The 12,199-nt window shown below is 65.1% G+C and carries 11 protein-coding genes; 4 read left to right on the top strand and 7 right to left on the bottom strand.

Going from position 1 to position 12,199, the window contains the following annotated elements:
• The first annotated feature begins 16 nt into the window (after positions 1-16).
• Positions 17-664 carry a glutathione S-transferase family protein gene (locus IVB46_RS44075; RefSeq protein ID WP_247346152.1) on the top strand — a complete coding sequence of 216 codons (648 nt, stop codon included), beginning with the start codon at positions 17-19 and terminating at the stop codon, positions 662-664.
• Positions 665-675: 11 nt separating this feature from the next.
• Here the strand turns inward: IVB46_RS44075 and IVB46_RS44070 are convergent, their stop codons facing one another.
• From IVB46_RS44070 to IVB46_RS44045, 6 genes are all read right to left on the bottom strand, one after another.
• A complete protein-coding gene (locus IVB46_RS44070) occupies positions 676-843 on the bottom strand; it encodes a hypothetical protein (protein ID WP_014492272.1) in 168 nt (55 codons plus the stop codon).
• 80 nt (positions 844-923) lie between these two features.
• Positions 924-2,474, bottom strand: a complete 1,551-nt coding sequence (locus tag IVB46_RS44065; RefSeq protein WP_247315225.1) for a hypothetical protein — start codon at positions 2,472-2,474, stop codon at positions 924-926.
• A 93-nt stretch (positions 2,475-2,567) separates the two neighbouring features.
• A complete protein-coding gene (locus tag IVB46_RS44060) occupies positions 2,568-3,539 on the bottom strand; it encodes a hypothetical protein (RefSeq protein WP_247315228.1) in 972 nt (323 codons plus the stop codon).
• A 397-nt stretch (positions 3,540-3,936) separates the two neighbouring features.
• Positions 3,937-4,434, bottom strand: a complete 498-nt coding sequence (locus IVB46_RS44055) for a TPM domain-containing protein (protein WP_247315233.1) — start codon at positions 4,432-4,434, stop codon at positions 3,937-3,939.
• A gap of 5 nt (positions 4,435-4,439) precedes the next feature.
• Complete coding sequence (locus tag IVB46_RS44050; RefSeq protein ID WP_247315236.1) at positions 4,440-5,360, bottom strand: YgcG family protein; 921 nt, start codon at positions 5,358-5,360, stop codon at positions 4,440-4,442.
• A gap of 132 nt (positions 5,361-5,492) precedes the next feature.
• Positions 5,493-6,101, bottom strand: coding sequence for a LemA family protein (locus IVB46_RS44045; RefSeq protein WP_063985447.1), 609 nt, complete (start codon positions 6,099-6,101; stop codon positions 5,493-5,495).
• Between the two features lie 171 nt (positions 6,102-6,272).
• Here IVB46_RS44045 and IVB46_RS44040 point away from each other — a divergent pair, with 171 nt between their 5' ends.
• Genes IVB46_RS44040 through IVB46_RS44030 form a run of 3 tightly spaced genes read left to right on the top strand, consistent with a single transcriptional unit; the run spans position 6,273 to position 9,483 of the window.
• On the top strand, positions 6,273-7,127 hold the full coding sequence (locus IVB46_RS44040) for an enoyl-CoA hydratase (protein WP_247315239.1): 855 nt from the start codon (positions 6,273-6,275) through the stop codon (positions 7,125-7,127).
• A gap of 4 nt (positions 7,128-7,131) precedes the next feature.
• Complete coding sequence (locus tag IVB46_RS44035; protein WP_247315242.1) at positions 7,132-8,271, top strand: acyl-CoA dehydrogenase; 1,140 nt, start codon at positions 7,132-7,134, stop codon at positions 8,269-8,271.
• Between the two features lie 15 nt (positions 8,272-8,286).
• Complete coding sequence (locus tag IVB46_RS44030) at positions 8,287-9,483, top strand: acyl-CoA dehydrogenase family protein (RefSeq protein WP_247315246.1); 1,197 nt, start codon at positions 8,287-8,289, stop codon at positions 9,481-9,483.
• Between the two features lie 211 nt (positions 9,484-9,694).
• Here the strand turns inward: IVB46_RS44030 and IVB46_RS44025 are convergent, their stop codons facing one another.
• Positions 9,695-12,019, bottom strand: coding sequence for a xanthine dehydrogenase family protein molybdopterin-binding subunit (locus IVB46_RS44025; protein ID WP_247315249.1), 2,325 nt, complete (start codon positions 12,017-12,019; stop codon positions 9,695-9,697).
• Positions 12,020-12,199: the final 180 nt, after the last annotated feature.

Genomic DNA, 12,199 nt, shown 5'->3' with positions numbered 1-12,199 from the left:
GTCTCGTGAGGCCCCCATGCCCAGCTACCGCCTGCACTACTTCCCGGAATCCGGCAACAGCTACAAGCTGGCGTTGATGCTGACGCTTTGCGGCGAAAGGTTCGAGCCGGTGTGGACCGATTTTGGCGGCGGCGTCACGCGCACGGCGGAATGGCGCAAGGCCGTGAACGCGATGGGCGAGATTCCCGTGCTCGAGGTCGACGGCGTGAAGATGACGCAGACCGCGCCCTTGCTGCTGAAGCTTGCCGAGCAGTACGGCCGTTTCGGCGCCGAGACGGAGGACGAGAAGTTCGAGCTGCTGCGCTGGCTGTTCTGGGACAACCACAAGCTCACCGGCTACATGGCGACCTATCGCTTCATGCGGGCGTTCACTGAGAAAAACGATCCGCAGGTGCTGAAGCATTTTCGCCGGCGGCTCGAGGACTTCCTCGGCATTCTCGACGGACATCTCCAGCATAATGCCTTTGCGATCGGGGCGAAGCCGACGATCGCCGATATCTCGATGATGGCCTACCTGCACTATCCGAGCGACGAGCACGGCTTTGATTTCGCGGCGAGCCACCCTGCCATTCACGCCTGGCTCGGCCGCATGGCCGCGCTGCCCGGCTGGAAGCCGGCCTATGAGCTCTTGCCCGGCAAGCGGATGACGAACTACGCGAAGTGAGAGCGCTGGTACTAACCCCTCAGCGCCAGCCAGCCGAGCGTGAACAGAATCCCGCCGACGATGACGACCACCGCGACCGCCCAGGTGCTGACGCGGATGCTGCCGGTGACCTGCTTGGCTTCCTCGTTGCGCGCGATCTCGCGATTGCGCTCCTTGTCGGCGTCGCTGGTCTCAGTCATGGGTCATCCAAACCGGTTGCTGGTTTTATCTGGCGCGTGATCTTTTCGAAAAACCGCTACACACTTTTCCGGATCACGCGCTAACGCGTCTTGATGAAGCACATGCCGATGCGGCTCGATGCCGCGGCAGCCTGACAGGTGAGACCTTTAGCACAGCTCCATGACGTAAAACTCTTATCCGGCGCTCCCGATCCCGCATTTTGCAGGGAACAATGGGCGCCCCAGCCATCCTGATATTCGGTGCCGGCCAGCTCGCCGCTGCCGCGGGTCTGCGGCCGGCTGGCAAATCCACGTGAGAAATCAGGGCGTTTGCCCGCGGCGAATGCGGTCAGGATGTCGCGGCGGCGGACCTGGTCGCCGAAGAAATGCGGCGAAGCCGGCACGATGGTGGAGTTCGACGGCTTGTCCGCAAGCCAGTCGACGCCGGGGAAGTGGAAGCCGCCGATACCGCGGGTCTGGTGGCAGCCGGCGCAGGTGACGTCGTTGAGGCGGCGCTGGAAGCCCGCGACCGAGCGGATGTTCTGCATGTCGATGCCACGCGCCGCCGCCTGCTTCAGCGCGCCGACCACGTCGTTGTCGGTGAAGACCGGCTCGCCCTTATTGTTGTCACTGTCCTCCCCTTGCACCATGCCGAACTCCGGCTGCAACGGCGAAGCGTCAAGGCCCGCCGGCGTGGGCACCACCGCGGCCTTGGCCAGGAATGTCTCGGGGATCAGCACCGTGCCGCGATCGAACTCGCGGAGATTTTCCGGCACAAGCAGCCAGGCCTTGAAGTCACGTCGAAGATCGTTGTCGGCGAGGACGCGGTCGCGATCGATCTGGTTCTCCAGCGTCGATTCCTCGAACGTCTTCGTCGCGGCGTTATATTTGAACACCTTGAGCAGATAGTCGGAGCGGAAATCGTGCAGTGCCGATTTCGGCGCGATCGAGATCTGGATATTGGTCTCGATGCGGTCGAACATGGCATCGGAAGGGGAGATGCCGCTGCCGATTAGCCCCTGCCAGTCGCCATTGTCGAGCCAGCGCCGCGCGACCTCGGCGCAGGTGACCGGCTTGCCGTTCGCATCGGTCTGGCGCGCATCGCGTGCCTTCATCACCAGATTGAACGTCATCGGCAGGCGCGTTGCGGTCTTGCCACCTTCCGGCTTACTCTCGAAACGCACCAGCCGATAGATCAGCCTGATCTCACCGCACGCCTCCTCCGAGACATAGGCGCGGTCCATGCGATTGACGATGCCCGCCAGCACGAAGCGGGTGTCGCGGGATTTGAGATTGGCCCGATCGAACAGCTGCACGTCAAAGCCTTCGCCGACGCCGATGGTCTCGGTCGGGTACGCCGCCTTCTGCCTGATGACGTAACGGTCGAACTCCGCGTCGATCGCCGGCGGAATCTCCTTGAGCTGGGACAGCGACGAGAACAGCAAATTGGTCGTCAGCGGAACGTTTGCGTTCCGCTCCGGCCATAGCAGGCGCGAGATCGTAAGCGAATCGTTCTGGTCGAGCTTGCGGAGCAGATCGGGATCGATGATCGCCGTGCCGCGCGTCAACGGCGCGTTCTCCGCTGCGAAAAGCGAAACAGTCCCGCCAAGCAAGACGGCGGCAGCAAGGAGAATTCGCAACGCGCGGCTCATGCCTTCAGTAACACCGCGTAAGCCGGCCTATTCAAGTCAAAAGGCGCCTCACATGGTGGTGAAGCGCCTCTTTCGAAGTCGGATATCGAACGCTCAGCGCGCGACGATCAGGCCCTTGCTGGTGACGACGACCCAGCGGCCGTCCTGACGGCGGATCGCATCGACGCGGCCAATTCCGGGGATGGGGTCACCGGCATAGACCTCGTAGAGGCCGCCGCGGCCCTCGATCAGCGCGCCGCCATTGGCGACGTCGCGCAGAACCCAGCCGTCGATCGTCGGCAACCGGCCGACCTCGGTCTTGGGCGCGGCAGGGGCCGGAACCGGTGCGGCGGCGGCGGTCGCAACCTGGGTCGGCGCGATCGAGCCGGTGGTCTCCTTCGCGGCGGCTGCCGCGGCCTGCGCGGGGGCCGCGGGCGGCGTGGCGCGGAGCTTGTCGACGGTCTCGGACAGCTTTGCGATTTTGGCCATCGGCTCGGCCTGGGCCTTCTCGAGCTTGTCGAGGCGGTCATTGGACCGGTTGAACTGGCTGAGGCCAGTCTTGGAGGTGTGCTCGACATTCGCCTTCAGTGCGACGACATCGGCATCGATCCGGGCAACCGAGGATTCCAGCGCGCTGGTGTCGGCGACCTGCGCCGGCGCGGGGGCCGGGGCTGCGAAGTGCATCATGCCGGCGGTCGCGAGCGCGCCGCTGATGGCGCCGACGCTGGCTGCAATCGCCACCACCGCGGCCATCGCCGACAGGCGGCGCTTGCCGCCGGTCTCGCGCGGCTCGTCAGCCTTCACATGCGGGGCAAACTCCTCGCGCTCCCAGGAGCGCTCCGACGGTGCCATGACGATGAGCTTGCCGGGCTTCGGCTCGGGCTTGGTCTCGGCCCTGGTTTCGAACTTCGGCACCTCGATCCGGGGCGGCTCGACCTTCGGGGCCTCTGCCTTGACTGGATCAGGCTTGGGCGGCGACTCATGGTCGGGGGCGATCGAGGGGGCCTCGATGCCGGCAGCCTCGACGGCCTGCGACGCGGTCGCAGCTTCCACGACGCTCGTATCCTGGGCAGCCTGCTCAGCCATTGGTTCGCTCACAGTTCGAATACTCCACTCTGGATTGACCTTTTGGTAACTTTCATTGCTTGCGAAATCCTTACTTCGGGACCCGCTTACCGAAATTTTAGGAAGTCATCCGGGGCCGAATTTGGCCGGGAACGTGGAACCGGTGTGGCGGGCGTGAAACAAATTGTAAGCGGGGGAAGATGAACGGCCGCGGAATGGCTGCGCCGTTGCTCTTCGAGGCGACGGTCATGGAGCTGGGTGCACGCCGCCTCCACGTCGTCATTGCGAGCGCAGCGAAGCAATCCAGGCTCTCTCCGCGGCGGCAGTCTAGATTGCTTCGTCGCAAGAGCTCCTCGCAATGACGGAGTGGGCGGCGCCCGCTCCGTTCACGTCACCGCTCCGCCCACATCACGATCCGTCACATCACGACCGGCGCATCCGGCAGCTCGTTCGCATGCGGGCCCTGCGGCGGGAAATGTCGCGACAGCTCGCGCGACACCGCCGCGATGCCGCCGATCACGCCGCGCTCGAACTGGCCGGAGGCGAACTCGGCCTCCATCGCGCGGCAGATGTTCTCCCAGCCCTCGTCACCGACCTTCGCGTGAATGCCGCGGTCGGCAACGATTTCGACATCGCGGTCGGCGAGCAGGAGATAGATCAGGACACCGTTGTTGTGCGCGGTATCCCAGATGCGCAGATGCGAAAACACGTCGAGCGCACGCTCACGGGCCGGCTGGTTGCGGAACAGCGGTCGCCCGTCGAGCGCGCCTTCGACGACGAAGCGGACTTGGCCGGAATGCGTGCTCTCACCCTGCTTGATCGCCTGCTCGATGCGGGCGAGCACGGCTGGCGGAAAGATCTGCTTCGCCCGCCAATGATGCTGCACGAGATGTCTGGCAATGCGCTTGATGCTCATGACCGCTACCAGCTCCCCGAGGCGCCGCCGCCACCAAAGCTGCCACCACCGCCGCTGAAGCCGCCGCTGTCGCTGGACGACGATCCGCTGCTCCAGCCACCTCCCGAGGAGCCGCTCGACCACGAGCCGCCGCGCGACGACCCCGAGCTTGGCGCCATCGCCGCAAACAGATCGGCGATGAAGCCGATGACGAAGCCCAGCGCTCCGAGCGCGAGCGCGATTGCAAAGGACCCGAGAATGAGCCAGGTCAGCGCTGCGATGATGCCGCCGGTCGCCAATGAGCCAAGCAGCCGCCCCAGCATAGCCCGGAAGAAGCCACCGACCCCGATCGAGGCGAACAGCGTCACAATGAACAGCGGCGCAATATCGTCCAGATTGCCGAAATTCACAGTCGGCGAAGGTACTGGCAGCGGCTCGCCGTCGATCACCCGCATCATGCGCTCGACGCCATCAGTAATGCCGCCCGAAAAGTCGCCCGTCCTGAATTTCGGCGTGATGATCTCGTCGATGATCCGCCGTGAGGTGACGTCGGTGAGCGCGCCCTCGAGGCCGTAGCCGACCTCGATGCGCAAATGGCGGTCGTTCTTCGCGACGACGAGGATCGCGCCGTCGTCGACTTTCTTGCGGCCGACCTTCCAGGCGTCGGCGACCCGGATCGAGAACTGCTCGATCGTCTCCGGCTGGGTGGTCGGCACGATCAGGACGGCGATTTGGCTGCCCTTGCGCGTCTCGAAATCACGCAGCTTTTGCGACAACGCGGCGATGTCGGCGCTCGACAGCGTGCCGGTCTGATCGACCACGCGACCGGTGAGTTGCGGCACGGCGACATCGGCAAGGGCGGAGAAGGCAAAGGTAAGTGCAAGCGCGAGCAAGAGGGCAACGCACAATGAAACAGCGGAACAAGCGCGCCACAACCTCGCTGTCATCGCCCGGCTTGACCGGGCGATCCAGTATTCCAGAGACGCCGGCGGATCACGGAGAAGCTGCGGCGTACTAGATTCCCCGCTTTCGCGGGGAATGACAACGGAGGATGTGGTGCGCATCGGGGCTGAGCGCGCTTATTTCGACGGCGCCGGCGCCGGGTTGAAATCGACCTTCGGCGCGGTCGAGATCTCCTTTTCGTTCTCGACCGCGAAATTCGGCTTCTCCTTGTAGCCGAACATCATTGCGGTGAGGTTGCTCGGGAAGGAGCGAATGGTGACGTTATAGTCCTGCACCGCCTTGATGTAGCGGTTGCGCGCGACCGTGATGCGGTTCTCGGTGCCTTCGAGCTGCGACATCAAATCCTTGAACAGCGCATCGGACTTGAGCTGCGGATAGTTCTCGGTGACGACCAAGAGACGTGACAGCGCGCTGGAGAGCTCGCCCTGGGCGGCCTGGAACTTCTGGAAGGCGGCGGGGTCGTTCAGCACCTCAGGCGTCGCCTGGATGCTGCCGACCTTGGCGCGCGCATTAGTGACGCCGAGCAGCACGTCCTTTTCCTGCTGCGCAAAACCCTTTACCGAGTTGACGAGATTGGGCACGAGATCGGCTCGGCGCTGATACTGGTTCACGACCTCGGACCAGTTGCCCTTGATCTGCTCGTCCTCGCTCTGGATGGCGTTGTAGCCGCAATTGGTCAGGCTCAGCGAGGCCAGAGCCGCCAGCACGGTCAGGATCTTGCGCATCAAATTCCTCCCGGTGAAATCTGGCGTAAACTATCAGATTGAACGCGCGCGGTGCCAGACATCTTGTGCCGGCGGCGCGAAAAGCAGCCGACTGACGCAAGCCCCTTGCCTATCCCTGGCCGACATAGTCAACTTGAGCAAAACAAGAACGGAAACGCCAAGGGGAACGCGATGAGCTCGTTCGAGACCATCCTCGTGGAGCGGCCGGAGCCAGCGATTGCCCGGATCGTGATGAACCGGCCCGAGGCGCGCAACGCGCAGAACCTGCAGATGACCTACGACCTCAACGCCGCCTTCGACGAGGCGGTGCAGGACGACGCGGTCAAGGTGATCATCCTCGCCGGCAACGGGCCGCATTTCTCCTCAGGGCACGATCTGCGTCCCGGCGGCAAGAACGCCGCAGGCGTCGATTTTCCGCCGGTAGGAAATTGGGGTGGCTTCGCCGAACCGGGCGCGCATGGCCGCTTCGCGCGCGAACAGGAAATCTATCTCCAGATCACGCGACGCTGGCGCAACCTGGCCAAACCGACCATTGCCGAGGTGCACGGCAAGTGCATCGCCGGCGGATTGATGCTGGCCTGGGCCTGCGACCTCATCGTCGCCAGCGACGATGCGCAGTTCTGCGATCCCGTGGTGACCATGGGCGTCTGCGGGGTCGAATGGTTCGTGCATCCCTGGGAGCTCGGCCCGCGCAAGGCGAAGGAATTCCTGTTCACGGCCGACGCATGGAGTGCGCAGGAGGCGCATCAGCTCGGCATGGTCAACCGGGTCGTGCCGCGCGCGGAGCTTTCAGCGTCGGTGCTGGAGCTGGCGCGCCGGATCGCATCAAAGCCGTCCTTCGCGCTGAAGCTGACCAAGGAGGCGGTGAACCGCTCGGTCGATGTGATGGGGCAGCCCGCCGCGATCGACCAGGCCTTTGCGCTGCATCAGCTCTGTCACGCCCATAACCTTCAGGAGTTCGGCATGGTGGTCGATCCATCCGGACTGCATCCCTCCGTGCGCAAGCCGCCGGCGGCCGCGGAGTAACGACATGGACCTCAACCTGAGTGACGAGCAACGGCTGCTGCGCGAAAGCGCGGAGCGCTTCGTGGCCGAGAGCTACGACGCCGATCATCGCCGCAAAATGGCGAACGATCCGTCCGGCTTCAGCCCTGCGGTGTGGAAGCAATTTTCCGAGCTCGGCTGGCTGGCGCTGCCGATTCCCGAGGAGTTCGACGGTCTCGGCGGCGGCGCGGTCGAGATCGGCATCTTGATGGAAGCCTTTGGCCGCGGGCTGGTGTCGGAACCCTATATCGCGACGGTCGTGCTCGGTGCGGCGCTCATCGACAAATGCGGCAGCACCGCGCAGAAGCAGGCGCGGCTGCCGAAGATCGCGGATGGATCGCTGAAGCTCGCCTTTGCCCATTCCGAGCGCGCCGCGCGCTTCGATCTCGCCAAGGTCGCGACCGTCGCCCACAAGACGGCGCAAGGCTGGCGCCTTGCCGGCAGCAAGATCGCGGTGCTCGACGGCCACGCCGCCGACGAGATCATCGTCTCCGCGCATATCCATGATCATCAGGGACCGTCGGGGCGGATCGGCCTGTTCCTGGTCCCGGCGAAGACGCCGAGCCTCGCCATCAGCGACTATGAGCGTCTCGGCGGCGGACGGGCCTGCAACATCGAACTGTCCGACGTGCAACTGCCGGAGGATGCCCTGCTCGGCGACGGACACGACGCCCTGCCCGCGATCGAATGGGCCGTCGACCGCGCCATGGCCGCGTTAGGTGCCGAAGCCGTCGGTATCATGCAGACGCTGCTCGACACCACCTTGGAATACACCAAGATCCGAAAGCAGTTCGGCCGGCCGCTCTCGGCCAACCAGGTGATCCGCCACCGCCTCGCCGACATGGCGATGCAGGTCGACGAGGCGCGCTCGATGGCGCTGCGCGCCGCGCTGAAGGCGGACAGTACGCCGATCGAGCGCGCGCGGGCCGCCTCCGGTGCGAAAGCGAAGATCGGCAAATGCGCGCGCTTCGTCGGCGAGCAGTCGATCCAGCTTCATGGCGGCATGGGCGTCACCGAGGAGCTCGAGGTCGGCGCCTATTTCAAGCGGCTGGTCGCCTTCGACACGCTGTTCGGCGGCAGCGCGCACCATTACAGCCGCCACGCCCAGCTCGGCCGCACGGCCTGACACAAGGAGCGCATCATGGACCTCTCGTTCAACACCGAGGAGCGCGCTTTCCAGGACGAGGTGCGCGGCTTCATCGCCAAGAATCTCACCGAGGAGATGAAGCGCGCAACCGCGCTGACGCCGTCGGTGTTCTCCGACCCTGATATCGGTATGGCCTGGCAGCGCGCGCTGCACCGGCAGGGCTGGGGCGCACCGGGCTGGCCGGTCGAATATGGCGGTCCGGACTGGACGCCGGCGCAGCGCTGGATTTTCGAGACCGAATCCGCGCGGGCCGGCGTGCCCAATGTCAACGTGATGGGCGTGAAGATGGTTGGGCCCGTCATCATCGGCTTCGGCAGCCCTGAGCAGAAGAACTTTTATCTGCCGCGGATTCTCTCCGGCGAGGATTACTGGTGCCAGGGCTATTCCGAGCCAGGCTCCGGCTCCGACCTGTCCTCGCTGAAAACGCGCGCGGTCCGCGACGGCGACGACTACATCATCAACGGCACGAAAATCTGGACCACGCATGCGCACCACGCCAACCGCATGTTCGCGCTGGTGCGCACCAGCGACGGACCGCGGCAGCAGGACGGCATCAGTTTTATTCTCATCGACATGACAACGCCGGGCATCACCACGCGCCCGATCCTCACCATCGGCGGCGACCACGAGGTCAACCAGGTGTTCTTCGACGACGTGCGCGTGCCCGTGGCCAACCGCGTCGGCGACGAAGGCAAAGGCTGGACCTACGGCAAATATCTGCTCGAGTTCGAGCGCGGCTCCGGCATTGCGTCGGCGAAGCTGCGCGAGGGGCTGAAGGCGATCGCGGAGCTGGCCGATTCGGACCTGACCGGCCGCGCGATCGACAGCCCCGATATCGCCACGCGAATCTCCGAGGTCGAAATCGACATCGACGCGCTGGAGATGACCGAGCTGCGCGTGCTCTCCGCACTTCAGACCGGACAGAATCCCGGCGCGGTGTCGTCGATCCTGAAGCTGCGCAACAGCGAGATCCGCCAGGCCGTGACCCGGCTGGGCGTCGACGTGATCGGCCAAGATGCCCTCGCGGTCGAGCCGATGCGCCCGCTCTACAAGCTCAACCACGCGCCGGCGACGCCTGAGGAGATGCTGACAGTGGTGCCGGAATATCTCAACGGCCGGGCCTACACGATCTTCGGCGGCACCTCGGAGATCCAGCGCGACATCATTGCGAAGATGATGCTGGGGATTTGAGCCACGCTGGCGCCTCGCACTCGCTGTCGTCCCGGACAAGCGAAGCGCAGATCCGGGACCCATAACCACAGGGTGAGGTTATGGCGCGAGCTGGTCACCACGAGTCTTCGCCAAACCACTTCCTGTGGTTATGGGTCCCGGGTTCGCGCTTTGCGCGCCCCGGGACGACAGCTGGGTGTGTGGCGACAGCCTGCGCAACAACGCGCCGCGCTTAGCCCGTCACCTTCGCGTCCCGGATCGCCTTCCAGATCTTCTGCGGCGTCAGCGGCGTATTCAGCTGGGTGATGCCGAGCTCGGCGAGCGCGTCCATCACGCCGTTGGTGACGCAGGGCGGGCCGCCGATGGCGCCGGATTCGCCGCAGCCCTTGGCGCCGAGCGGATTGGTGCGGCAGGGCGCGGAGTCGTCGAGCGTAACCTCGATCGGCGGTACGTCGTCGGCGCGCGGGATGCAGTAGTCCTGGTAGCTCGCGGTGAGGAGCTGACCGTCGGCATCATAGGAGACGCCCTCATACAGCGCCTGGCCGATGCCCTGCGCGACGCCGCCATGGATCTGGCCGGTAACCAGCATCGGGTTCACGGCAACGCCGACGTCGTCGACGGTGGTGTAGCGCACGACCTTGGACACGCCCGTTTCGGGATCGATCTCGACCTCGCAGATATGCGTGCCGTTCGGCCAGCTTGGGCCATCGACCTCACCTTCGGAATCGACGCTGAGCTTGGCGCCGCCCTCCTTCTCGGCGAGATCGAACAGGCTGATGCGGCGGTCGGTGCCGACCACGGTGAGCATGCCACCTTGGTATTCGATGTCCTCGACCGAGGTCTCCAGCGCGTTCGCGGCCTTCTCACGCGCCTTCTGGATCAGATCGTTGGACGAGACGGCCACCGCCGTGCCGCCGACGAACAGCGAGCGCGAGCCGACGCTGCCAAAGCCCATGGCGAGATCCGTGTCGCCTTGGACGACGTCGATCTTGTCCATGGCAATGCCGAGCGTGTCGGAGATCATCTGGGTATAGGTGGTCTGCAGCCCCTGCCCCATCGCCATGGTGCCGGAATGCAGCACGACGCGGCCCTGCGACGTCGCATGCAGGCTGACCTTCTCGGTGTGGGCGCGGCCGCCGGTCCATTCGATGTAGGACGTGAGCCCGCGGCCGTAGAGCAGGCCCTTCTTCTTCGCCGCCTTCTTGCGCGCGGCAAAGCCGTCCCAGTCCGCAAGCTTCACGGCGCGATCGAGCATGTGCGCGAAGGCGCCGGAATCGTAAACTTGGCCCGCAGCGTTGGTGTAGGGCAGCTGCGTCGGCTTGATGTAGTTCGCTTTACGGATCGCACGCGGATCCATGCCGATTTTTCGCGCGGCGGCGTCGAACAGGCGCTCGACGATGAACACCGCTTCGGGCCGGCCCGCGCCGCGATAGGCGCCGACCGGCGCGGTGTGAGTCATCACCGACTGCACCTCGAAATGCACCAGCGGCAGATCGTAGACGCCGGTCTGCACGAACGGCCCGAGCACCAGAGGGATGATGTTCGCCGCGCCCGACGAGTACGCGCCGGTGCAGCCGATCGACTTGACGCGATAGGCCAGCACCTTGCCCTTCTCGTCGAGCGCGAAGGAGGCCGTCGAGGTGAGATCGCGGCCATGGGTGCCGCCGACGAATTCGTCGGTGCGGTCGCCGCGCCAGCGGATCTTCCGGTTCAGCTTGGTCGCGGCGTAGGCGACGATGCCGTCCTCGGGATAGAGGTTGGTCTTCTGGCCAAAGCCGCCGCCGATGTCGCCGACCAGCACGCGGACGCTGTCCTTGGGGCGCTTGAGCACGGCTTCCGCGAGCACGTCGCGGGTCGAGGCCGGGGTCTGTGACTGCACATGCAGGAGAAGACGGCCGGTCTTCTTGTCGATCTCGGCAATGGTCGAACGCGGCTCCATCGCCGACGGCACGAGACGCTGGCTGACGATGTCGAGCTCGACGGTATGCGCGGCCTTGGCAAACGCTTCGTCCGCCTTGGCGGCATCGCCATAGCTCATCGCGCCGACGATGTTGTCAGGCGCCTCGGGCCACACCGCGGGTGCGCCGGGCTTGACCGCCTCGACGGGATCGACCACCGCGGGCTGCACGTCGTATTCGATCACGATCGCTTCGGCCGCGCTTTGCGCTTCCGCACGGGAGGCAGCCACCACCGCCGCGATCGCTTCGCCGGCGTAGCGGACGATCTCATGGGCGAGCAGGCGGCGCGGCGGCACCGTCATCGGCTTGCCGTCGGGGCGCTTGAAGATGCTCAGGGTCGGGATGGTGCCGATATCGTCCTTCACGAGATCCGCACCGGTGTAAATCGCGGTGACGCCCGGCATCGATGCCGCGCCGCTGGTGTCGATCGAGACGATCTTCGCGTGCGCATGCGGCGAGCGCAGCACATGCAACCACAGCGCGCCCTCCTCCGGCTTGTCGTCGATGAACTGACCCTTCCCGGTGAGCAGCCGCTGGTCTTCCAAACGCTTGACGGGCTGGCCCGCTCCGAAACGCAAATTGCCGGGAAGAATGTTCATTCCGTGGGGTCCTCAGGGTCTTTTCGAAACTGCGGGCAGCCTTTTAGCGGATCGATCGGAGGCATACCAGCCGCGGTTTTGGGCGGGATATCCACGATTTCGGCATGCCGTCCCGCAAATCCACGATTCCGTAGGGTGGGCAAAGGCGCGCTTGCGCCGTGCCCACCATCTCTCAACGGA

Source organism: Bradyrhizobium sp. 61 (assembly GCF_023073075.1).
Taxonomy (GTDB): Bacteria; Pseudomonadota; Alphaproteobacteria; order Rhizobiales; family Xanthobacteraceae; genus Bradyrhizobium; species Bradyrhizobium barranii.
This window is presented reverse-complemented; position numbering and strand designations above follow the sequence as displayed.